Genomic DNA, 22,028 nt, shown 5'->3' with positions numbered 1-22,028 from the left:
GGGTTGGCGCCCGAAATCCGTGACCGGCCGCGCCCACCGCGGGTGCGGCCGGAGCGGCGGCGCCGGGGCGACGTGGTCGCCGCGGTGGCGCTCACGGTCGTCCTGATCGGCGTCACCGCCGTTCTCTGGGTCACGGGCGACGCCGCCAACACCTCCTCCCGTCCGGCTGCCGAGCCGATCACCGCACCACCGGCCGCGGCAGCTGTTCCCACGGCCGTCACGGAGGTGTGGCGCGCACAGAGCGGTGCCACGACCGCTCCGGTCGTGGCCGGCCCGGCCGTCGTCACGGGCGACGGCGATCTCGTCGTCGGCCGCGACGCGCTCACCGGCGACGAGCGCTGGAGCTACGAGCGCGACCGGCCGTTGTGCACGGTCGCGGCCGGGTTCCCCCGCGCCGACGAAGGCACGGGCCGCGTGCTCGCGCTGTACGCCGAGGGTTCCCAGTGGTGCAGCGAGCTCACGGCCCTGCGCCCGGACACCGGCGCGCGGGCCGCGGCGAGCAACCCGGACATGCGCCCGGGCACCCGGCTACTCGCCTCCGGCTCGTCGGTGGTCGCCACCGGCGCCGCCTACCTGGAGGTCATGCGCAGCGACCTGGTCAAGACGCTCGAGTACGGCGCCGTGCCCGTCGTGGTGCAGGGCAAGGCGCAGCCGCGGCCGCAGTGCACCCACGCGTCCACGGCGATCGGGGCCGACCGGCTCGGCGTGGTGGAGCGCTGTCCCGGCGAGGGAAGCGACCGGCTCTCGCTCGTGGCCACCGACGGGGAGAAGGGGGCGGAGGAGCCGGAGGTCGACTTCTCCGTCCCGCTGCCCGGTACGGGAGCGGTGATCGTCGCGGTGTCCGCGGAGCGCGTCGCGGTTGCCCTGCCCGGACCACCTCGGCTGCTGCTGTACGACCACGCGGGCCAGCAGGTGGGTGAGAACCCGCTGGACGTGCCGGAGCCCGACCTCGCCGATCCGCCGGGTGGGGCCGTGGCCACCACGACCTTCGACCACCGGATCACGTGGTGGACCGGATCGCGGACGATCGCGCTGGACGGCCGGGACCTCACCCCGCAATGGACCGCTCCGGACGCACTCGGCCCAGCCGTCCCCTACGCCGACGAGCTGCTCGTGCCGGTGCCCGGCGGGCTGCGGGCGCTCGGCGCCGACGGCGCCGAGCTGCGCACGATCCCGGTGGACCGGCCACCCGGCCCGGTGCGGCTCGCCACGCTCGGCGAGATGCTGCTGGAGCAGCGGGGCGGCGAGGTCGTCGCGCTGCGCCCGGCCAACCCGTAGCCCCACCGGGCCGATCAGGTGATCCTGGTGGGGTGAGCACCGCAACGCCCTCCGCCGTCACGAGTGAGTGGCTCTTCCCGCCGGGCAGCGCCACCCGGCGCGTCATCGGTGACCCGGCTGCCCTCGTCGGGGGCATCAGCGCACTGTTCCTGCAGGCCCTGCACCCGAGGGCGATGGCGGGGGTCGAGCAGCACTCGTCGTTCCCCGCCGACTTCTGGCCGCGGTTGCAGCGCACCGCCGGCTACGTCACGACGCTCGCGTTCGCCGACCTCGCCACCGCCGAGAAGGCCATCGCCAGGGTGCGGGCGATCCACCGGCGGGTGCACGGCGTCGACCCGGTGACCGGCCTTGCGTACTCGGCCGACGACCCCGAACTGCTGCGATGGGTGCACGTCAGCGAGGTCAGCTCGTTCGCGGCCGCGGTGCGGCGGCTGGGCCTGGTCGACCAGGACGAGGAGGACCGGTTCCTTGCCGAACAGGTGCGGGCGGGCGAGTTGCTGGGCGCCACCGATCTGCCCGCCGACCGTGTCGCCGTGGAGGCCTACTTCGCGGCCGTGCGGCCGGAGCTGGTGGCGAGCCCGGTGGCCCGGCGGGCCGCCGCGCGGCTGTTGCTCGCCCCGCTGCCGTGGCGGCTCGCGCTCCTCACACCTGCCCGGCCGGCGTGGACGGTCGTGGCCGCCGTGGCCGTCGGGCTCCTCCCGGACTGGGCGAAGCAGCTCTACGGGTTCCCGCGCCTGCCCGGCGCCGACGCCGCCACCACCGCGGGACTCGCGACCGTGCGTGCCGCGCTCCTGACCTTCAGACGAGCCACTGGGCGCCCAGAACCACCGCGGTGAGCGCCACGACGCCGAGCGCCGCTCCGGCCGCCCGTGCCGACCCCGCCGCCCGGTCGGCACGGCGCTGCATCAGCACCGCGACGACCGCGGCGACGGCATGACCGGCGATCGCGACCACGCCCGGGCCCGGCACGTCGCGCTGCTGCCCCACGATCCCGGCGACGAGCAGCGTCACCGACAGCGCAACGAGCCCGCCCGCCAGCACCCCCGAGAACCCGCGCAGCAGGCGGATTCCCCGGCGGTACGGCCCGCGCCTCAGGGCGCGAGACCGGCCCACGGCAGTTCCTCCGGTGCGGCCGCCCGGCCCTCCGGACAGTGCCGGCGCACGTCGCAGCCGCCACAGCGCCGGGCGGGACGCGGCGGGAACAGCACGTCGGGGTCACCACCCGCCGCGAGGTCCTCGGCCGCGGTGTCGAGTTCGGCCGCGCTCGCCTCGGCCCGCGCGACGTGCTCCCGAAGGGACGCCGCGTCGTGCCGCCATGCCGCGACCGTGCCGCTGGGCAGGTGATGCAGCTCCACCTGGGTGCACGTGCGGCGCAGCGTGTGCTCGACGGCGACGGCGTACAGGGCCAGTGCCTGCGACGCGCAGGCGTCGGCGGGCGCGGGGGTGCGACGCCCGGTCTTGTAGTCGACCACCACCAGCTCGGCACCGCGGCGGTCGATCCGGTCCACCCGACCCTCGGCGACGATCCGGTTGGTGGCCGCCGACACCCACCGCTCGAGAGCAACCGGCTCGGCGTCCGGGTCCAGCTCGGAGACGTACTCGGCCAGCCAGCCACGGGCCCGCTCGCGGTACCCGGCGGCCTGGTCGACGTCGCGGAACCCCTCGCTGCTCCAGTACCGGTCGACGAGCCGGGCCGCGGCCCGCGGGGTGCGCTCCGCGAGCGGGAGGTCGAAGAACGCCCGCAGGGCCAGGTGCACCACCGCGCCGAGCGTGCTGGCCGCCCGGGCGCCGCCGCGCGACGGCGCCGGACGGTCCAGGTAGGTCATCCGGTACCGGCGCGGGCAGTCGTCCCACGTACCGAGCTTGGACGGCGTGACCCGCACCAGCCGGGTGGTGGCGAAGTCGAACCCGAGCTGCGCACCGTCCACACCCGCGACGGTAGTACTCAACCGGTGAGCACCTCGACACCGGTAGTGGTGTCGAGCAGCTGCTCCAGCGCTTCGGGGGCGGTGGTCTCGAGCGCGATCGGGGTGGTCTTGTTGGTGCCGTGGTAGTCGCTGGACCCGGTGGCGACGAGCCCCGCGTCGGCGGCGAGCCGCCGCAGCAGCGCGCGGTCCTCGGGAGCGTGGTCGGGGTGGTCGACCTCGACGCCCGCGAGCCCGGCGGTCGCCAGCTCGGCGATGACCGACGGCTCCACGACCCGCCCTCGCCTGCGGGCCAGCGGGTGCGCGAACACCGTGAACCCACCCGCGGCACGCACCATGTCGATGGCGTCCCGTACGGGCGTGTCCGTCTTCGGCACGAAGTAGGGGCTGCCGTTGTAGAGGAGCTCCGCGAAGGCCTCGTTGACCGAGCCGACCACGCCCGCCGCCACGAGCGCCCGGGCGAGGTGCGGCCGACCGGCGCTCGCACCCCGCGGCAGGAGCGCGAACACCGTGTCGGGGTCGACCGGGTAGCCGTCGGCGGCCATCTTCTCGGTCATCCGCCGCAACCGCTGCACGCGCTCGGCCCGCAGCCGCGCCTGCTCGGCCGCGATCACCGGGTGTTCCGGGTCGAACTGGTAACCGAGCAGGTGCACCGCCACGGGCCGGTCGGCGCGGCCGGTGGGGCTCACGCACGAGAACTCGGCGCCGCGCAGCAGCCGCATGCCCGAGGGCAGCGCCGCCGCGGCCTCCGCCCACCCCGCCGTCGTGTCATGATCGGTGATCGCCAGCACGTCGACGCCGACGGCCGCCGCGGCGGCGACGAGTTCGGCCGGGCGGTCGGTGCCGTCGGACGCGGTGGAGTGGGTGTGCAGGTCGATTCGGGGGCGGCGGGGCACGCCTGAGGCTATCCCGGCTAGCGGCCCCCACCGGGAGTCCGGTGCGTGTATCGGCGGATCCAGGTTTCTGCTGGGTGCGCCGGCGGACCGGCCTCGTACCGGGCGTACTCGGCCGGTACGCCGGTGCGCCCAGCGGGAAGCTGGGCCGTCGAGATATGTGCCGGACTCCCGGTGGGGGCCGCTTGATTCGGCGAGGTCAGCGGCGCCAGCGCGGCCGGGCGAGCATGCCGGTGGCGCGCGTCTTGCCCTTCTCCCCGAACACGAGCTCGGACAACGCCTCGTAGATCTCCTCGGGGCGTGGCAGGTAGTCGATCCTGTTGAGCGCCTGGATCTGACCGGCCGACTCCACGACGATGGTGCCGTAGCCGAACATGCGGCCGCCGAGCGTGCGCTGGAATGTGAGGTCGGTGACCTTACCCAGCGGCATCATGCCGACGTTGTGGGTGATGATGCCTTGCGCCAGCATCACCCGCTTGTCGGTGATGACGATGCGCTCGATCCACCAGAGGATCGTGAGCACCGTGAACCGCAGCACCGCCACCAGCGCGAGGTACCAGGCGATGTTGTCGATCAGCACGCTGTCGGGCAGCATCCGCTCGCCGATGACCAAGGCCAGCAGGAAGAGCGACGTGGAGCTGACGTGATTCATCATCACGGCCCAGTGCTGCCGCACGCGAATCACCCTGCGCTCCGTGGGGAGCAGGTACTCGTCGATCTCGCGGGGCGCGAGCATCGGCCTAGACGAGCTGGGTGACGAAGCGGATGACGGACTCCGCGCCGTCCCTGAGCGTGGTGCCGATGCTCGTGACGGACCCGGCCGCGCTGTCCGGCTGAGTGAAGACGAAGAAGAGGAGCAGCGCGATCGCGAGCAACCCGACGATCTTCTTGACGTTCACCACAACCACCGTTCTGGACTGGATGGAGACCACTGCACTTGATTTCTACCGCACCGACCGTGTCCAGGGTATCCGGCGCGCGGGGCCGTATGCTCACGGTTGATGACATTGGGTGAGGGCTTCGTCCCCTGTGTGGGGGGACTCGCCTACGACGATGCGGGGCGGCTGCTGCTCGTCCAGCGCGCCAACGACCCTGGTCAAGGGCTGTGGTCGCTCCCGGGTGGCCGCGTCGAGCCGGGCGAGGACGACGCAGCGGCACTGGTCCGAGAGATGGTAGAGGAGACCGGCCTTCTAGTCCTACCGGGTGATCTTGTCGGCCGAGTGCACCGTGGTACGTACGAGATCGCGGACTACCGGTGCCGCGTGGTCGGCGGATCCCTGCGCGCAGGCGACGACGCGCTCGACGCCCGCTGGTGCGACGCCACCTCGCTGCTCGAGCTCCCGCTCGTGCCGCTGTTGCTGGAGACCCTGCGGGAGTGGGACGCCCTGCCCCGATAGCACCCGGACGACGGCGCCGGCGTCCGGCTACGCCTGCCGACGCAGCCTAGGAGGGCGTTACGGCAGCTCGTCTGTCTCGGCGTACGAGGTGGAGCGCGAGCACGAGGCCCGCCACCGTGAGGAGCCCGCCGACCAGCGGGATCGCCGCTGTCCCCTGCCCTTCGATGACCCGCCCGCCCAGCCAGCCGGCGAACGCTGCGGCGAACTGGTAGCCGGAGGCATTCACGGCGACGGCCAGCGTCGGGGCTGCGGCTGCGGTGGCCACGACGCGGGTCTGCATGCCCGGGATCATCGCGAAGGCGAGCAGCCCGATCGCGAAGGTCAGCACCGTCGCTGCCGCCGGCACGCCACCGGCCAGCCAGAACACGACCAGGACGGCGGCCAATGCGGCGAGCAGCCCCGCGATGGACGGCAACAGCGCGCGGTCGGCCAGCCGGCCGCCGATCACGTTTCCGACCACGGCGCCCGCGCCGTACACCAGCAGCAGGGCCGGTACCGCCCCCGCTGGGAACCCGCCGACCTCGATGAGCAGCGGCGCGATGTAGGTGAACACGGTGACGACGCCGACGTTGCCCACCGCGGACAGCGCGATCGCGAGCTGCACGTCACGGTCGGCGAGTACGCGCAGCTCGGCGAGTACTGAGCCGCTTGTTCCCGGCGCGGCGGGGACGTACCGCAGCACCAGCGGCACGGCGGCGAGCGTGACCGCGGCGACCGCGACGAACGTCGCCCGCCAGCCGAGCTGCTGGCCGACGACCGTGCCGAGCGGCGTGCCGAGCACGAGCCCGAGGTTGAGCCCCAACGTCACCTGCGCCACGGCGGAGGCTTGGCGGCCCGCGGGTGCGAGGGCCGCCGCGGTGGCGATCGCGACGGCGAAGAACGTGGCCACCACGAGACCAGAGGCGAACCGTGCAACGAGCAGAACGAGGTGGTTCGGCGCCACGGCGGAACCGAGGTTGCCGAGCACCGACACGGCGACGAGGCCCAGCACGAGCGGCCGGCGCGGCGTGCGCGCGGTCAGCACCGTGAGCAACGGGCCCCCAACGATCATCCCGAGCGCGTACGCGGTGGTGAGCAGGCCGACGGCGGGGATCGACACCCCGAGGTCGGCGGCCACGTCCGGCAGGATGCCGGCCACGACGAACTCCCCCGTGGTGAATCCGAACACCACGAGGAAGAGGGCGAAGAGGGGCAAAGACACGACGGACTCGACCTTTCCGAGAATTCTTCCGACCGGGTTTGCGCACGTCAGCGGACCCGGAATACGACCAGACGAATCGTCGTTCAGCAATGCGAGAGAAACAAGTACCCACATTCGAGTAACCACTTACCGGAAGGTGCGTGCATGCCTCAGAGGTGCGAGGTGTTCGTGTCCGGGCTCGACGCGAGCATCGACGTGGTCGGCGGCAAGTGGAAGGTGCTCATCCTGTGGGCGCTCGGCGGTGGCCCGAAGCGCTTCGGCGAGCTGAGGCGCGTGGTCGCAGGCGTGAGCGAGAAGGTCCTCGCCCAGCACCTGCGGGAGCTCGAACGCGACGAGGTGGTGCACCGGGAGGTGCACGACGCCGTGCCGCCCAAGGTCGAGTACTCGCTCACGCCCTCCGGCGCCACCCTCATCGAGGCGCTGCGCCCCCTCGGCGCGTGGGGATGCGAGCACAAGACCCGGCTGGAGCAGATCCGCGGCGACGCGGTCTGCGCCGAGACGCTGTAAGGCCCTACGACTCCCGGCCGGTGAAGCGGGCGATGAGCAGGGCGAGCCTCTCGTCGTGCTGCGCGGCGGGGATGCGGCCGCTGCGGGTGAGCGTGGTCAGACCGTGCAGAGCGGCCCAGAACGTCTCCGTCAGCAGGCCCGTGTCGACGCCGCCTGCGTACGGGCGGATCGCCGTGACGAGCTCGTCGAACCCCGCGTGCAGGGCCGGCGGGGCGTCGGGGGTGGCGAACGGCAGGGTGACGGCCTGGCTGAACATGGCGTCGTAGAGGGCGGGGCGCCGGTCGGCGAACGCCGTGTAGGCGCGGCCGACCGCCGCGAGCGCCGCCTCGGCATCGGCTGCTTCGACCCGGGCCGCGCGTAGCTGCGTGGCCAGCTCGGCGAAGCCCTCCACCGCGACGGCGGCCACGATCGCGTCCTTGCCGTTGAAGTGGCTGTAGAGCACCGGCTGGCTGTACTCGACCTTCTCCGCGAGCCGCCGCGTCGTCACCGCGTCCCAGCCTTCGGCCTCTGCGAGCTCGCGCGCGGCCGTGACGATCAGCTTCTCCCGGTCGGCGCGCTCGCGCTCCCGGCGCGTGTGGATGGACATGCCGTCATGCTAGCAACGCTAGACCCACTAGCGACGACCTGATGGTGTCGCTCTTCTTCCTAGCAGTGCTAGCCAAAGGAGTAGAGATGCTGACCTTCGCCGCCTACGGGCTCGCCATCGCGTTGAACCTGATGATCCTGTTCATCGGGCTGCGGTTCCTGCTCGTCCCCCGCGCGGCCGCCGCCGGGTACGGCGTGCCCGCGAAGGCCGACGGCGATCCGGCGTACCTCACGATCAAGGGCCTGCGCGATGGCAGCTACGGCCTCGTCGGCCTCGCCCTGCTGGCGTTCGCCGGCCCTGTCGCCGAGGCCTGGTTCATGCTGGTCGTCGCCCTCGTGCCCCTCGGCGACACGATCGTCGTGCTGCGCAACGGCGGCACGAGGGCGGTTGCGTTCGGGATCCACTTCGCAACGGCCGTCGTCATCCTCGTCGGCGCCGCCCTGCTGTTCGCCCTCTGACCGTGCCTCAGAGCTTTGGTTCGGGCCGCGCAGGCTGCTCCCCACCACGGGAATCCCCGTAGGAGCGCTTGGGCACCATCACCTTGCGCCGGAACGTGCACACGACGGTGCCGTCCTGCTTGTAACCGCGGGTCTCGACGTACACGACCCCGCGGTCGTCCTTGGACCGCGACTCGGTCTTGTCGAGCACCTCGGTCTCGCCGTAGATCGTGTCTCCGTGGAACGTCGGCTTGACGTGCTTGAGCGACTCGACCTCGAGGTTCGCGATGGCCTTGCCCGAGACATCCGGCACGGACATGCCCAGCAGCAGCGAGTAGATGTAGTTGCCGACCACGACGTTGCGCCCGAAATCGGTGGTCTCACCCGCGTAGTGCGCGTCCATGTGCAGGGGGTGGTGGTTCATCGTGAGGAGACAGAAGAGGTGGTCGTCGTACTCGGTGACCGTTTTGCCCGGCCAGTGCTTGTAGACCGCGCCGACGTCGAACTCCTCGTAATACCGGCCGAACTGCAACGCTGCCGCCTCCATCGCCGATGACCAGGACAGGTGGGGGTAATCTAGCCCGTGGACCGGCCCTGTCCGCCTTGCGCGGACATGGCCCTGCACACACCGGTGAGGAGGTGAGCGCGGTGCCGACGGCACCCGGATGCAGTAGTCGCCGCGTTCCCGACACGGTGACTGGCTGACGGTCTCCCCGGTCGGGACGCGATCTCCACGCGCGCGCCACGAGCCCTGCTCGGCGCGTCCCGATCGATCTTTCGGAGGTACGCCGTGCCGCCCCTGTCCGCACTCCGGCCCACGACCATCCGCGCCAACCGCCAGGTACGCCGGGAGACCGTGCTGTCGACCAAGCTGCGCGTCCCGATCTCGGCCTACGTCGTCGACTGCGCTGTCTACGCCGGCGGCAAGCGCCTGCCAGGGCGCTGGACGCACGAGCGCGCCCTCGCCGAGGTCCGCGAGCGCGACGACGAGGCCTTCGTCTGGATCGGCCTGCACGAGCCCGACGAGGAGCAGATCACCGGCATCGCCGACGTGTTCGGGCTGCACGAGCTGGCCGTCGAGGACGCCGTGCACGCCCACCAGCGCCCCAAGCTGGAGCGCTACGACGACATGCTGTTCATGGTGCTCAAGACCGTCTGCTACCGCGGGCGGCCTGCGGACGGCGCCGAGCACGAGATCGTCGAGACCGGCGAGGTGATGGTGTTCCTCGGCCCGGACTTCGTCATCACCGTCCGGCACGGCGACCACTCCTCGCTGCGTGACGTCCGCCGCGCCCTCGAGAGCGACCCCGAGCAGCTCGCGCTCGGCCCCGCGGCCGTGCTGCACGCCATCTCCGACCACGTCGTCGACAGCTACCTCGAGGTCACCGCCGCCATCGAGGACGACATCGAGGAGATGGAGACCCGGGTCTTCGCCCCGCGCTCCACCGTCGACTCCGAGCAGATCTACGTCCTCAAGCGCGAGGTACTGGAGCTGCGGCGCGCCGTGGTGCCGCTCGGGGCTCCGGTGCGCAAGCTCACAGAGGGCTACAGCTCGCTCGTGCCGCACGACGTGCGGTCGTACTTCCGGGACGTCGACGACCACCTCGTGACCGTCACGGAGCGGATCGCGGGGTTCAACGAGCTGCTCACCACGCTGATCGACGCCGCGCTCGCCAAGATCACCCTTCGGCAGAACACCGACATGCGCAAGATCACCGCGTACGTCGCGATCATCTCGGTACCCACCATGATCGCCGGGATATACGGGATGAACTTCGACTACATCCCGGAACTGCACTGGACGTTCGGGTATCCGATGGTATGGCTCGTGATCATCGTCACCTGTCTCTCGCTGTTCAGGGTGTTCCGCCGCAACGAGTGGCTCTGACCGCGGGTCGCGGTGAGGACCACCGCGCCTTCTATCAAGTCCCAGCCCTCGTACCATGGATGACATGGAGCAACCACACCAGGTCGTTTTGCGCGTCGCCTGGGATGAGGAGGTTGACGTTGCCTATCTTTCACTGACAGGCAATTCCAGTTCTCGTGGAGTAGGCAAGACCATCCCCATCATCGACCGCACCCAACAGCTCTATGGGACGATCGACCTGTCCGGCGATGGCGAACTCTTGGGAATTGAGCTCATCGGAGCGCGAAGAATGCTGCCCGGTCTGACCCGCAAGGGTCAGGGCAGCGATCGTTCTGATGAGTGATCCGGGTCACTCGTCCATACCGTCGAGGGCGAGCCGTATGTCCAGCGCGGCACGTCCACGGAGATCGATCAGCCGTCGTCGCCTGTGCCCTTCGATCGAGCAGGCTCGTCCGTTCCAGCGCGAAGTAGCTAACCTCGCGACGTGAACGGACACCGTTCGCTCAACCCGCTCCGGCTCCTGCGCCGCCCACGGTGGGCCGACCAGCAACCGATGTGGGCCGACGCCAAGCCGCGGCTCATCCGCGCTGCCTTGCGCCGCGCGCTGGACCGCCCGACGGGCGGCTGGTACGTGATCGCCGCGAGCCGGGAGGTCCGTGCGGGACGGGCGTTCGGTCGGGTCGTCGCAGGCCGCGAGCTCGTCGCGTGGCGGGACGGGGCCGGCGCCCTGAACGTCGGCCCCGGTGCCTGCCCGCATCTCGGGGCCGCGCTCTGCGATGCGCCGGTGCACGACGGGCGGCTCGTGTGCCGGTGGCACGGGCTCGCGCTCGGCGCGGACGGCAGGCCCGGATGGCGCCCCTTCCCGGCATACGACGACGGGGTGTTGGCCTGGGTGCGGCTCGACGAGCCCGGCACCAACCCGGGTGCGACGCCGGTCCTCGGGCCGCGGCCGCCGGCAGACCGCGGCGTCCCTGCCGTCGCCACCGTGATCGGCCGGTGCGAGCCGGAGGACGTGATCGCCAACCGGCTCGACCCGTGGCACGGCGCCTGGTTCCACCCCTACTCGTTCACCGCGCTGCGGGTGCTCAGCGCACCACCGCCCGATTGCCCTCCGCCCGAGGACCGTTTTCTCGTCGAGGTGACGTTCACGGTGGGACGGCGTCTGGGTGTTCCGGTCCACGCCGAGTTCACCTGTCCCGACGCGCGGACGGTGACGATGCGGATCGTCGACGGCGAGGGTGCCGGATCGGTGGTCGAGACGCACGCCACCCCGTTGCGCCCTGGCCCGGACGGCCTGCCCCGCACCGCCGTCATCGAGGCGGTCGTCGCCCACTCCGACCGTCCGGGCTTCGTTCACGCACGGCGCGTCGCCGCGGCCCTGCGACCGCTGATGGGCGCGGCCGCCCGGCGGCTGTGGCGCGACGACATCGCCTACGCCGAGCGACGCTACGAGCTGCGCGTCCGCCCCTGACCCCTTGCGGTCAGGACCAGGGCGGCGCAGAGCAGCAGCCCGCCCGCGATCCCGGACACCCCCAGCCGGTCGCCGAGCAGCACGGCCGACAGCACCGCCGACGTCACGGGCTCGAGCAGCGCCATCAGCACGCCCACCCCGGCAGCGGCGCTGCGCAGCCCGCGGAAATAGCAGGTGTAGGCGACGGCGGTCGGCAGTAGCCCGAACGCGACGAGCAGGCCGATCGCGACCGGGGTCGGCGCGAAGGTGAGCCCGGACGTGGTCAAGGCGAGCGGAACCAGCAGCGCGCCGCCGAGCGTGAACCCGAGACCGGCGGTCGCCGTGGCGTCCAGGCCGGGGACGGGCCGGGCGCCCAGCAGCGACACCGCGGTGAAGCCGGAGGCCGCGACGAGGGCGCACGCGGCGCCGGCGAGCACCGCCGCCGTCGACGGGCCGGCGTCGGTCGGGACGCCGATCAGCAGCAGGAGACCGCAGAGGGCCAGCCCGACGGCGACGAACCCGGGCCGGTCGGCGCCGCGCGGCCGCGCCAGTGAGCGAGCGTCAGCGGGCGAATCATCGACACAGCGCCTGCGCGAAGCGCGGGCCGAGCGCCAGCGAGTCCCAGCGAGGAGCACGAGCACCGGCGACGACCCGATGGTCACCAGCGTAGCCACGCTCACCGACGTGAACCACACCGCCGTGAAGTAGGAGACCTGGAACAGCGCCGCCAGCGCTGCGACGGCGGCGATGCGGGCCCACGCGGCCCGGGAGCGCGGCAACCGCGCGCCCGTGACCAGGAGATACCCGACGAGGAGCAGGCCGCCGACCGCGAGCCGGTAGGTCGCGACGGCGAGCGAGGAAAGGCCGGTGGCATCGCCGAGCATGCGGCCGAACAGGCCGCCGGTTCCCCAGAGGATCCCGGCGAGGACGAGGAAGGACACCCCGGAGGACGGGGCGGTACGAACAGTGGACACGGGTGCACGCGCTCCTGCGACGAAGAAGGAAGGGGGTCGCTGAAGCGGGGCCGATCAAGCCCGAGAGGATCCGCCCGGTTGACGGGCGGCGACGTGAATGGCCCCGCTAGGAGCGGGGCGGCGGGGTGATCGGGTACATCCGGTGCACGGGCCCACCCTATCGCGCACCGACAGCGCGATTCACCGAACAGGTGACGAACCGACCTGCGGTGCGACAGACTGATCACCGACCGTGCACGCGACTTCGGACATTCACGGGGTGGAGGACGGCCTTGGTCGATCCTCGTCACAGGTATCGAATGCCGGGCGCTCGATGCCAGTACCGGCCACGTCACCACCGTCGACCTCGAACTCTGCGAGTGGGGCGCCCCGATCCATCCGTCCAGCCGCGTGGCCGGGGACTGAGATGTCCGGTACAGGGTGACCATCTTTGGGGGGACGATGATGCTGAATGCCCGCGAGCCGGTCCGCTTCAGAGCGACGAGCGGGGGGACGACGGTGGCGGCGCTGCTGGCAGCGGGATCCACCGTGACAGGCGCTCTGGTCGCGCTGGATGAAATGGCGCTCGCCACGTGGATCAACGTCGTGATCATGGTCGTGATCGCGCTCGTCGTCGTCTTCGTGGTGATGTGGGTGGTGCGCGCCGGCACAACGCTCACCGCTGACCACCTTCGCCTCGACGACGCGTTCGGCTCCAGATCCGTGCCATGGGCGTCGATCGAGGCGATCGCGGCCGACGCCGGCATCGCGGTTCTCGTCGACGGCACGTGGCTCATCGTGAACTCGGCGCCCGATCGCCACACCCAGGTCAGGACGATCGCCGCATGGTGGACCGCGCGGCGCGGCGCGGCGTGGCGGCCGCCGGCCACGGTGCCGCCGACCCCGGCGCAGGTCACGGTTCAGCGACGGCTGGAGACCGAGGCGGCCCACCAGCACTCGCTGCACCGGTGGTGGGTGACTCCCGCCATGATCACGGGCATTCTGGCGGCTCCGATCAGCCTCGCGATGGCGGAGGCGATCGGTCTGCGTGGCGCTGTGGCGGTCGTCGGCAGCGTGTTCGTCGTGCTCGGGTCGGTCGTCGTCGTTGCGAAGATCGTCTCGATCGTCCGCGCCGGAGTCACGGTGCGCGCGGTCGAACTGATGCGTGCCCTGATCGTTCTCGGCGCCATTGCCGGCGTGACCTACACGCTGTGGTCGGTGCTCACGTTCTGACGGCCCATCGCGGCAGCGAAACGCTCCGATCACGAGCCCGGCCGAGCCGGGCCGGGTGCGCGGGCCACGGGGTCAGGCGGGCGGCTTCGTCATGTCGATGCCGTCGGCGGGCGTGGCCGCCTCCGGGTCGACGTGCGCCTCCGCCGGCATGGCTGTGGCCCCCGCGGGGTCTGCTGGCCGCCTGCCGAGGAACGTGTGCACGATGTGCTGCTGCCAGCCCGGGACCGTCTGCACCCGGATGTCCTCGAAGCCGGCCGACGCGAGCCGCTTGCTCAGCGCCTGGATGCCGTCGAACTGCAGCGCACTGCGCCAGAGGTAGCGGTAGAGGTCGGTCGAGCCGGCGCGGATGCGGGCCATGGGGATGATCACGCCCCAGCAGACGCTGGTCCAAACCACGCGGCTGCGCAGCGAGTCGCGCACGGAGTACTCGTGGATGGCGAGCGGCGCACCGGGGCGCAGTAGCCGGTGGAACTGACGCAACGCGGCGTCCCGGTGCACGAGGTTGCGCAGGAGGTACGCGGCGAAGATCCCGTCGTACGGGCCGACGATGCCGCTCATGGCGAGGTTCTCGGCATTGCCGCGCACGAACCGGACCGTGCGCGGCCACGTCTTCCGTGTGGCCTGCGCCAGCATCTCGTGCGACGCGTCGACGGCTGTGATCTCGGCTTCGGGGGCGGCGTCCAGCAGCGCGGCCGTGGAGGCACCCGTGCCGCAGCCGACGTCGAGCAGCCGCAGGCCCGCACCCCGGTCGGGCAGGCCCATCCGCTTGGTGGAGAGGCGCAGGTGCTCGTGGTAGCCGGGGTTGGAGCCGACGAGCTTGTCGTAGGTACGGGCGTGCGCGTCGAACGAGCGCGCGACCCCGCCCCGCTCGATCGGACCTGGCTTCGGAGTCACACCTCGTATCCTGTCGCATCCGCTGCGAGACGTCGCGCTCCTGTACGGGGGACACTGGGCGCCGATGGCGGACACCGGGTTCCCCGCGACCGACGCGGAGCACGACTTCCTGCGGGCCCGCCGCAGGGCGGTCCTCTCGCGGCTGGCGGCGTGGTTGCGGCGCGAGCCGGACGACGTCTCGGAGATCCTTCCGTTCGACGAGGTCGTGGCGGCGCTCGGCCGCGTCGCTGAGCGAAGGCTCGGGCTACAGGTCGTCCCGCTGGAGTCGATCGTGGGCAGCGTCGACCGCACCCGAGACTTCGATCGCTGGTTCCGCCCACGGTCGGGCCGCAGCCGGGAGCGGTGGGAGCGGCTGGCCAGGGCGCAGCGCCGCGGCGAGGCCATCCCGCCGATCGACGTGTACCGCGTGGGCGAGCTGCACTTCGTCAAGGACGGCCACCACCGGGTGTCGGTGGCGCACGCACTCGGCTTCCGCACGATCGACGCCTTCGTCACCGAGGTCACCACGAGGATCGACGCCACCGGGATCTCCCGGCGTGGCGATCTCATCACCAAGGACCTGCGCCGCGTCTTCCTCGACCGGGTCCCGCTGCCCGGGCCCGCGCTCGCGACCATCCTCGTGACGACCGCGTGGTCGTACGCGGAGCTCAGCGAGGAGGTCGAGGCGTGGGGGTTCCGGCTCATGCAGCAGGAGCGGCGCTTCCTCGACCGGGAGACGGTGGCCCGGCGCTGGTACGCCGAGGAGTACCGCCCCGTGGTGCGGATGCTCGCCCAGGCCGACCTGATCGGCGAGCGCACCGAGGCCGAGGCCTACCTGCACCTGGCCGGCCAGCGCTACCGGCTGATGCGCACCCACCGCTGGGACGACGAGGTGATCGAGCACCTGCGCTCCGACCCCGGCCACTGACGCGTCCGGTGGTCGAGTAGGGCCTCCCAGATTCCCGGTGGTCGAGTAGGGCCGGCGCCCCAGCGGGCTGGCGCTACTCGACCACCGGAAGAGGCCCCTTAGCCTGCCGCCACCGGGGCTGGGGACGCCGTCGTCAGGTTGCGACCGCTCGCCGGGTCGAACACCTGGATCTTGCTCGTGTCCAGCCAGACGTCGATCTTCTGGCCCTCGGTGGCGCCCGAGGTCGCCGACAGCCGGGTGACCAGCGTGCCGGTGTCCCCGCCCGGCACGTCAGCGGTGTGGGCGTCGGCGGCGAGCTCGGCGAGGTCGTCCGACATCGCCTGCTCGCCCTCCACCGGGAGGTACACGAACTTGTCCGAGCCCATCGACTCCAGCACGTCGACCTCGGCCGTGAACACGCAGCCGCGGGCGCGCTGGTGCTCCTCCAGCAGGGCGGCGTCCTCGAAGTGCTCCGGACGGATACCGACGATCACCTGGCGGGGGGCATCGGCCGTCTCGAGGGCGCGGCGCACCTCGTCGACGAGCGGGACGTCCCCCAGCCCGGTACGGAACTTGCCGTCCTCCACGGTGGCGGGCAGGAAGTTCATCGCGGGCGACCCGATGAACCCGGCGACGAACAGGTTGGCCGGCTCGTCGTAGAGGTGCTGCGGCGAGCCGATCTGCTGGATCTTGCCCCCGCGCATGACGACGATCCGGTCGCCGAGCGTCATCGCCTCGGTCTGGTCGTGGGTGACGTAGACCGTGGTGGTCTGCAGCCGCTGCTGCAGCTTGGACACCATGGTGCGCATCTGGACGCGCAGCTTGGCGTCGAGGTTCGACAACGGCTCGTCCATGAGGAACGCCTTCGGGCTGCGGACGATCGCGCGCCCCATCGCCACCCGCTGCCGTTGGCCGCCGGACATGTTGGCCGGCTTGCGGTCCAGGTGGTGGGTGAGGTCGAGGATCTGCGCGGCCTCCTCGACCTTGCGGTTGATCTCCGCCTTGTCGACCTTGGCGAGCTTGAGCGGGAAGCCCATGTTCTCCCGCACGGTCATGTGCGGGTAGAGCGCGTAGGACTGGAACACCATCGCGATGTCGCGGTCCTTCGGCGCCTTCTCGTTGACGCGCTCGCCACCGATGCGCAGCTCGCCGTCAGTGATGTCCTCGAGCCCGGCGATCATGTTCAGCGCCGTGGACTTCCCGCAGCCGGACGGGCCGACCAGGATGATGAACTCGCCGTCGGCGATCTCGACGTTCGCGTCGTCGACGCCGATCGTTCCGTCGGGGTAGCGCTTGGTGATGTGGTCCAGGACGATGTCAGCCACTTTCTCAGCCCTTCACTGCGCCGGAGGTCAGACCGGCGACGATGCGCCGCTGGAAGAAGAACACGAAGATGATGATCGGGATGGTGAGCAGCACAGCGGCCGCCGCGATCGAGCCGGTCGGCTCGGCGAACTCACTGGCCCCCGTGAAGTTCGCGATCGCGACGGTGGCCGTCTGCGAGCGCTCGGTGGAGGTCAGGGAGAGTGCGAACAGGAAGTCGTTCCAGCAGAAGATGAACACCAGGATGGCCGTGGTGAACACACCGGGGGCGGCGAGCGGCACGATCACCGATCGGAACGCCTGCAGCGGCGTGGCCCCGTCCATCTTGGCGGCCTTCTCCAGCTCCCACGGGATCTCGCGGAAGAACGCCGAGAGCGTGTAGATCGCCAGCGGCAGCGAGAACGTGATGTAGGGCAGGATCAGGCCGGGCCACGTGTCGAACAGGCCGATGGCGCGCTCGATGTCGAACAGCGGGCTCACCAGCGAGATCGGCGGGAACATCGCGATCAGCAGCGAGATGCCCACCAGCAGGCCCTTGCCGGGGAACCGCAGCCGGGCGATCGCGTACGCGGCCATCGTGCCGATCACGACGGCGAGCACGGTCGCGATGATCGCGATACCGATCGAGTTGATCAGCGCGCTGGTGAACAGGGAGACACCGAACACCTGGGCGTAGTTCTCCAGCGTCCATTCCCGCGGGATGAAGTTGCCGTCGGTGATGGTGCTCGCCGGTTTGAACGACAGGCTGAGGATCCACAGCACCGGGACGAGCGCGTAGAGCAGCACCAGCGTGTTGGCCCCGGCCCACTTGCTCTTCGCACCTGTCGTGGTCGCGACGGCCATCTCAGCGCCTCCCCTCGGTCTCGGAGCCCGGCGCCGCGGCGCCGAACAGCTTGATGAAGATGAATGCGATCAGTGCGACGGAGATGAATATCAGCACGCTGATCGCCGACCCGATGCCGAGGTTGAACGCCCGGAACAGGTTGTTGTAACCCAGCATCGAGACCGATCCGGTGCCGTTCGAGCCGCCGGTGAGGATGTAGATGTTGTCGAAGATGCGGAACGCGTCGAGCGTGCGGAAGAGCAGCGCCACGAGGATCGCGGGCTTCATCATCGGCAGGATGATCTGCGTGAGGCGCTCCCACGGCCCCGCGCCGTCCACCTGGGCGGCCTTGAGCAGGTCGTCCGGCACGAGCGCCAGTCCGGCCAGCAGCAGGAGCGCCATGAACGGCGTGGTCTTCCAGACCTCGGCGATGATGATCAGCACGATCGCCGCGGCCTGGTCGGTGAGCGGCGCGCTGCCCGCCGGGAGCATGTTGGCGAGGTAGCCGGTCTCAGGGGTCCAGGCGAACTGCCAGCTGAACGCCGCGACGACGGTGACGATGCCGTACGGGATCAGCACGACGGTGCGGGTGAGTCCGCGGCCGACGATCGTGCGGTGCATGACCAGCGCGAGGGTGAGGCCGAGCACGAACTCGATCACCACCGAGACCACGGTGATCAGCAACGTGATTCCGAACGCCGACCACCAGTAGCCCGATGAGAGCACCGCCACGTAGTTCGACAGCCCGGCGAACGCCCGGTCGGCCGGGAACCGCAGGTCGTAGCGCTGCAGGGACAGCCACAGGGCGTAGCCGATGGGGTAGGCCGTCACCGCGACCATGATGATCACGGCGGGGGCGCAGAGCAGGAACGCCAGCTTCCGCTCGGCGCGAGCCCCCTCCGACAGCGGAGGCTTGCCCCGGTGCTTCGGGGCCCGGGCCGAGGTCTCGACCTCGGCGGCAGGGGCCGTGCTCGAGACGGTCATCAGGGCACCAGTCCTTCCGAGTTCACGGCGCGCTCGACCTCGGTCGCCATCCGCGGGACGACCGCGTCCGGGTCGATCTGCGCAGGCGGGTTGAGGAGGTCGGCGAGCACGATCGAGATGCTCGTGTAGGCGGGGGTCAGCGGCCGGACGCTCGCGTTCTCGAGGGAGTCGCGGATGGCTTCCCACGCCGGGTACTCGGCCTGGAACGACGGGTCGTCGTACAGCTCGGCCAGCGTCGGCGGCACGCCGCCCTGCGTGGCGTTCGTGAGCTGGTTCTCCCGGTTCCGCAGACACTGCGCGGCCTCGAATGCCAGGTCTTGGTTGCCGCCGGTGGTGCTCACGCCGATGTTGATCCCGCCGATGGTCGGCGTCGCCGGTCGGCTCGGGTCCACCCGCGGGTAGGGCGCCCACGCGAACACGTCCACGACCTGGCGTCCGGTGTCCTCGCCGGTCGGGCGGCCCTGCTCGTCGATGAACGTGCCGCCACCACCGCCGTCCGGTGGAGGGGTGTTGATCGAGGCGTTCACGAACGGGTAGTTGACCTGGAACGCCGCGACGCCCGCCTCCATCTGCAGGCGCCCGTCGTTCTCCTGGGCCACCGACAGCGACGGGTCGCTCGCGGGCGAGCCCGCCACCCGCTGCATGATCGACGTGGCCTTGTGGGCTGCGTCGCCGTCGTCGACGAGAACGTCGCCGTTCTCGTTGACGAGCTGGCCGCCCGCGCTGGTGAGCAGCGTGTTGAACCAGACCGAGATGCCCTCGTACTGCGCCGCCTGCACCTCGATGTAGGAGGGCAGGCCCTTCTCGTGCAGCGCCTCGGACATCTGGATCATCTGGTCCCACGTCTGCGGTGGCTGCGGCGCGAGGTCCGTGCGGTACCAGAGCAGCTGCGTGTTCGTGTTGAGCGGCGCCGCCCAGAGCCGGCCCTGGTACCGGGCGGTCTCGAGCGGCCCCTCGAGAGTGCCCTGCTCGACGGCCGCCGCGGCGTCGTCGGGCCACGGCTCGATCCAGCCTGCCTCGGCGAACTCGGCGGTCCACGTGACGTCCAGCGCCACAAGGTCGACCTCGGGATCGCCGGCGACGAGGCGGCGGGCGAGCTGCAGCCGTTGGTCGTCCGCGGCCTTCGGCAGCGTCTGCTGCGTCACGACGTAGCGGCCGTTCGCCGCCTCGGTGCACGCCTCGGCGCCGGCGGCGTAGCCACTCGCGTTGTCGGCAGGCGTGTAGAAGTTGAGCACCGGTGGCCCGGCCGGGCCCGAGCTGCATCCGGCCACCGCCGCGGCGACCAGGAGCCCGCAGGCCGCCGCGGCGAGCGGGCGTCCGCGTCGCCGCCGGAGCGTCGAATGGACCGGCTCCCCCATGCGTCTCTCCGTCCCGAAATGCGGGGACGACGAGGCGCCGTCGCCCGCGAGTGTGATCCCGATCACGGCCAGTGGCCGGTGATCAGAACCTATGCGCGTCGGGAAGGGGCCGCAATCGCTGGGGCGAGGGTTAGGGGAACGACAAGGTGGATTTAGGCCGGGCCCCCGCTCATGGCGAGCTTCGCCAGTAGCTCGCGGGCCTTCTCCGCGTTCCGGGGCTGGCAGAGGACGTCGTACCGGCCGGCGACGAGCTGGCTCACCGACTGGAAGTCACGGCGGCCGCGGGACAGGCCGTACGTGACGGCGGCGAAGATCAACCCGAACACGAGACCGAAGCCGAGGCCGAGCAGGATCGGCCCGAACGAGGTGCCGCCCTGGCTCACCAGGCTCAGCAGCAGGCCGACGAACAGACCGAACCATGCGCCGGACGCGGCGCCGGAAGCGAGCACCCGGCCCCAGGTGAGCCGGCCGATCACGCGCTCGACCAGCATCAGGTCGACGCCGACGATCGTGACGTCACGGACCGGGAAGTCCGAATCGGCGAGGTGGTCGACGGCCCGCTGCGCCTCCTCGTAGGTGGCGTAGGAACCGACCGGCCACCCGGTGGGTGGGGTCGGCAGGTTGGGCAGTCCGGGCGCGGTGCGCGCGGGGCCACCGAACGGAGTGGTCACGGGGCCTCCTTTTCCTCGAAGTCTGGGCTCCTGGTGCTCTCGAGCCCACATCATGTCAACGCGAGGACCAGGGACGTAGTGCCCATTCCGACGATCATCACATGGAGACCCAACCGACGCTTGTCAGGCCTAGGAGGGTCCTAGCGAAGCTTGTACTCCCGCAGCAGGCCTCGGCTGATGATCGTCTTCTGGATCTCGGACGTGCCCTCGCCGATGAGCAGGAACGGCGCCTCGCGCATGAGCCGCTCGATCTCGTACTCCTTGGAGTAGCCGTAGCCGCCGTGGATGCGGAACGACTCCTGCGTGACCTCGGCGCAGTACTCGCTGGCCAGGAGCTTGGCCATGCCCGCCTCGACGTCGAACCGCTCGCCGGAGTCCTTCAGCCGGGCGGCGTTGACCATCATCAGGTGCGCGGCCTCCACCTTGGTGGCCATCTCGGCGAGCTTGAACGCGATGGCCTGGTGTTCGGCGATCGGCTTGCCGAAGGTGCGGCGCTGCTGGGCGTACTCGACGGCCAGCTCGAACGCGCGGATCGCGATGCCGCAGGCCCTGGCCGCGACGTTGACCCGCCCCACCTCGACGCCGTCCATCATCTGGGCGAACCCACCGCCGCGCCTGCCGCCAAGGATCTGCGCGGCGGGCACGCGGTGGCCGGAGAACACCAGCTCGGTGGTGTCGACGCCCTTGTACCCCATCTTGTCGATCTTGCCGGGGACGGTGAGGCCGGGCGCGACCTCGCCGTAGCCCTCCGGCTTGTCCACCAGGAAGCAGGTGAGGTTCTGGTGCGCCCGGTCGGCACCCTCGTCGGTGCGTACGAGGACGGCGGTGAGGTTCGAGGTACCGCCGTTGGTCAGCCACATCTTGGCACCGTCGATGACGAAATCGTCGCCATCGGCCACTGCCTTCGTGGAGATCGCGGCGACGTCCGAGCCGAGGTCCGGCTCCGACATCGAGAACGAGCCCCGCACCTCACCGGCCGCCATCCCCGGGAGGTAGCGCTGCTTCTGCTCGTCCGTGCCGTGCTGGGTGATCATGTGCGCCACGATGAAGTGCGTGTTGATCACGCCCGACACGCTCATCCACCCGCGCGCGATCTGCTCGACGACCAGCGCGTACGTCAGCAGCGACTCGCCTAGCCCTCCGAACTCCTCCGGGATGGTGAGCCCGAACAGGCCCATCTCCTTCATCCCGTCGACTATCTCCTGCGGGTAGGTGTCGGCATGCTCCAGCGCGTTGGCGTGCGGGAGGATCTCCTTGTCCACGAACGTGCGGACCGTGGCCAGTATCTCCTGCTGGATCTCGGTGAGGCCTGCGGTCTGGGCGAGCTTGGCCATCGACGTCCTCCCGACGCTGGGCGAGTTA

General features: G+C 71.0%; 26 protein-coding genes. 10 read left to right on the top strand and 16 right to left on the bottom strand.

Features of this window, described 5'->3' with window-relative positions; translation table 11 throughout:
* Positions 1–42 precede the first annotated feature (42 nt).
* Positions 43–1,278, top strand: a complete 1,236-nt coding sequence (locus tag K1T35_RS05775) for a hypothetical protein (protein WP_220259137.1) — start codon at positions 43–45, stop codon at positions 1,276–1,278.
* Positions 1,279–1,310: 32 nt separating this feature from the next.
* Positions 1,311–2,114 carry an oxygenase MpaB family protein gene (locus K1T35_RS05770; RefSeq protein WP_220259136.1) on the top strand — a complete coding sequence of 268 codons (804 nt, stop codon included), beginning with the start codon at positions 1,311–1,313 and terminating at the stop codon, positions 2,112–2,114.
* Here the strand turns inward: K1T35_RS05770 and K1T35_RS05765 are convergent.
* The 5 genes from K1T35_RS05765 to K1T35_RS05745 all read right to left on the bottom strand — a co-directional run bounded on the left by K1T35_RS05765 (position 2,077) and on the right by K1T35_RS05745 (position 4,995).
* Positions 2,077–2,391, bottom strand: coding sequence for a hypothetical protein (locus K1T35_RS05765; RefSeq protein ID WP_220259135.1), 315 nt, complete (start codon positions 2,389–2,391; stop codon positions 2,077–2,079). The genes K1T35_RS05770 and K1T35_RS05765 overlap by 38 nt on opposite strands.
* A complete protein-coding gene (locus K1T35_RS05760) occupies positions 2,370–3,206 on the bottom strand; it encodes a PD-(D/E)XK nuclease family protein (RefSeq protein ID WP_220259134.1) in 837 nt (278 codons plus the stop codon). The genes K1T35_RS05765 and K1T35_RS05760 overlap by 22 nt, the downstream gene beginning before the upstream one ends.
* A gap of 17 nt (positions 3,207–3,223) precedes the next feature.
* Positions 3,224–4,099 carry a PHP domain-containing protein gene (locus K1T35_RS05755; RefSeq protein ID WP_220259133.1) on the bottom strand — a complete coding sequence of 292 codons (876 nt, stop codon included), beginning with the start codon at positions 4,097–4,099 and terminating at the stop codon, positions 3,224–3,226.
* Positions 4,100–4,295: 196 nt separating this feature from the next.
* A complete protein-coding gene (locus tag K1T35_RS05750) occupies positions 4,296–4,832 on the bottom strand; it encodes a PH domain-containing protein (protein WP_220259132.1) in 537 nt (178 codons plus the stop codon).
* Positions 4,833–4,836: 4 nt separating this feature from the next.
* Positions 4,837–4,995 (bottom strand): hypothetical protein, encoded by a 159-nt coding sequence (locus K1T35_RS05745; protein ID WP_220263325.1) that lies wholly within the window; start codon positions 4,993–4,995, stop codon positions 4,837–4,839.
* Between the two features lie 102 nt (positions 4,996–5,097).
* Between K1T35_RS05745 and K1T35_RS05740 the strand changes: the two genes are divergently transcribed.
* Positions 5,098–5,493 (top strand): NUDIX domain-containing protein, encoded by a 396-nt coding sequence (locus tag K1T35_RS05740; protein WP_220259131.1) that lies wholly within the window; start codon positions 5,098–5,100, stop codon positions 5,491–5,493.
* Between the two features lie 46 nt (positions 5,494–5,539).
* On the opposite strand, the gene K1T35_RS05735 is transcribed toward K1T35_RS05740, so the two are convergent.
* Positions 5,540–6,694, bottom strand: a complete 1,155-nt coding sequence (locus tag K1T35_RS05735) for an MFS transporter (protein WP_255621614.1) — start codon at positions 6,692–6,694, stop codon at positions 5,540–5,542.
* A gap of 144 nt (positions 6,695–6,838) precedes the next feature.
* On the opposite strand from K1T35_RS05735, the gene K1T35_RS05730 reads away from it, so the two are divergent.
* On the top strand, positions 6,839–7,201 hold the full coding sequence (locus tag K1T35_RS05730; RefSeq protein WP_220259129.1) for a helix-turn-helix domain-containing protein: 363 nt from the start codon (positions 6,839–6,841) through the stop codon (positions 7,199–7,201).
* 4 nt (positions 7,202–7,205) lie between these two features.
* Here K1T35_RS05730 and K1T35_RS05725 read toward each other — a convergent pair whose 3' ends face one another.
* Positions 7,206–7,787, bottom strand: coding sequence for a TetR/AcrR family transcriptional regulator (locus K1T35_RS05725; RefSeq protein WP_220259128.1), 582 nt, complete (start codon positions 7,785–7,787; stop codon positions 7,206–7,208).
* 86 nt (positions 7,788–7,873) lie between these two features.
* On the opposite strand from K1T35_RS05725, the gene K1T35_RS05720 reads away from it, so the two are divergent.
* Positions 7,874–8,245, top strand: coding sequence for a DUF4267 domain-containing protein (locus K1T35_RS05720; protein ID WP_220259127.1), 372 nt, complete (start codon positions 7,874–7,876; stop codon positions 8,243–8,245).
* Positions 8,246–8,252: 7 nt separating this feature from the next.
* On the opposite strand, the gene K1T35_RS05715 is transcribed toward K1T35_RS05720, so the two are convergent.
* Positions 8,253–8,756: a MaoC family dehydratase gene (locus K1T35_RS05715; protein WP_220262417.1), complete on the bottom strand. Its 504-nt coding sequence runs from the start codon at positions 8,754–8,756 to the stop codon at positions 8,253–8,255.
* Between the two features lie 291 nt (positions 8,757–9,047).
* On the opposite strand from K1T35_RS05715, the gene corA reads away from it, so the two are divergent.
* The 3 genes from corA (at position 9,048) to K1T35_RS05700 (ending at position 11,562) form a co-directional block, all read left to right on the top strand.
* Positions 9,048–10,112 (top strand): magnesium/cobalt transporter CorA, encoded by a 1,065-nt coding sequence (gene corA / locus K1T35_RS05710; RefSeq protein WP_255622530.1) that lies wholly within the window; start codon positions 9,048–9,050, stop codon positions 10,110–10,112.
* Positions 10,113–10,176: 64 nt separating this feature from the next.
* Positions 10,177–10,434, top strand: a complete 258-nt coding sequence (locus tag K1T35_RS05705) for a DUF2283 domain-containing protein (RefSeq protein ID WP_220259125.1) — start codon at positions 10,177–10,179, stop codon at positions 10,432–10,434.
* A gap of 210 nt (positions 10,435–10,644) precedes the next feature.
* The gene (locus K1T35_RS05700) at positions 10,645–11,562 is read left to right on the top strand and encodes a DUF5914 domain-containing protein (RefSeq protein WP_220262416.1); all 918 of its coding nucleotides are present in this window, start codon (positions 10,645–10,647) and stop codon (positions 11,560–11,562) included.
* Here the strand turns inward: K1T35_RS05700 and K1T35_RS05695 are convergent.
* Positions 11,538–12,515 (bottom strand): DMT family transporter, encoded by a 978-nt coding sequence (locus tag K1T35_RS05695; RefSeq protein WP_255621613.1) that lies wholly within the window; start codon positions 12,513–12,515, stop codon positions 11,538–11,540. The genes K1T35_RS05700 and K1T35_RS05695 overlap by 25 nt on opposite strands.
* Before the next feature lie 528 nt (positions 12,516–13,043).
* Between K1T35_RS05695 and K1T35_RS05690 the strand changes: the two genes are divergently transcribed.
* Positions 13,044–13,727: a hypothetical protein gene (locus K1T35_RS05690; RefSeq protein ID WP_220259124.1), complete on the top strand. Its 684-nt coding sequence runs from the start codon at positions 13,044–13,046 to the stop codon at positions 13,725–13,727.
* Positions 13,728–13,799: 72 nt separating this feature from the next.
* Here K1T35_RS05690 and K1T35_RS05685 read toward each other — a convergent pair whose 3' ends face one another.
* A complete protein-coding gene (locus tag K1T35_RS05685) occupies positions 13,800–14,621 on the bottom strand; it encodes a class I SAM-dependent methyltransferase (RefSeq protein WP_220259123.1) in 822 nt (273 codons plus the stop codon).
* Between the two features lie 64 nt (positions 14,622–14,685).
* Between K1T35_RS05685 and K1T35_RS05680 the strand changes: the two genes are divergently transcribed.
* The gene (locus K1T35_RS05680) at positions 14,686–15,528 is read left to right on the top strand and encodes a chromosome partitioning protein ParB (RefSeq protein WP_220259122.1); all 843 of its coding nucleotides are present in this window, start codon (positions 14,686–14,688) and stop codon (positions 15,526–15,528) included.
* Positions 15,529–15,626: 98 nt separating this feature from the next.
* Here the strand turns inward: K1T35_RS05680 and K1T35_RS05675 are convergent, their stop codons facing one another.
* The 6 genes from K1T35_RS05675 to K1T35_RS05650 form a co-directional block, all read right to left on the bottom strand.
* Positions 15,627–16,832 (bottom strand): ABC transporter ATP-binding protein, encoded by a 1,206-nt coding sequence (locus tag K1T35_RS05675; protein ID WP_220259121.1) that lies wholly within the window; start codon positions 16,830–16,832, stop codon positions 15,627–15,629.
* Between the two features lie 4 nt (positions 16,833–16,836).
* Entirely contained in the window at positions 16,837–17,673 is an 837-nt protein-coding gene (locus K1T35_RS05670; RefSeq protein WP_220259120.1) for a carbohydrate ABC transporter permease, read from the bottom strand.
* 1 nt (position 17,674) lies between these two features.
* Positions 17,675–18,637 carry a carbohydrate ABC transporter permease gene (locus K1T35_RS05665; RefSeq protein ID WP_220259119.1) on the bottom strand — a complete coding sequence of 321 codons (963 nt, stop codon included), beginning with the start codon at positions 18,635–18,637 and terminating at the stop codon, positions 17,675–17,677.
* Entirely contained in the window at positions 18,637–19,995 is a 1,359-nt protein-coding gene (locus K1T35_RS05660; RefSeq protein ID WP_220259118.1) for an ABC transporter substrate-binding protein, read from the bottom strand. The genes K1T35_RS05665 and K1T35_RS05660 overlap by 1 nt, the downstream gene beginning before the upstream one ends.
* Positions 19,996–20,147: 152 nt before the next feature.
* Positions 20,148–20,666, bottom strand: a complete 519-nt coding sequence (locus tag K1T35_RS05655; protein ID WP_220259117.1) for a general stress protein — start codon at positions 20,664–20,666, stop codon at positions 20,148–20,150.
* Between the two features lie 140 nt (positions 20,667–20,806).
* On the bottom strand, positions 20,807–22,000 hold the full coding sequence (locus tag K1T35_RS05650) for an acyl-CoA dehydrogenase family protein (protein ID WP_220259116.1): 1,194 nt from the start codon (positions 21,998–22,000) through the stop codon (positions 20,807–20,809).
* Positions 22,001–22,028: the final 28 nt, after the last annotated feature.

It is taken from the genome of Pseudonocardia sp. DSM 110487 (genome assembly GCF_019468565.1).
GTDB lineage: Bacteria > Actinomycetota > Actinomycetes > Mycobacteriales > Pseudonocardiaceae > Pseudonocardia.
Note: the sequence above shows the minus strand (reverse complement) of the source record. Positions and strands in the feature narration are given on the sequence as shown.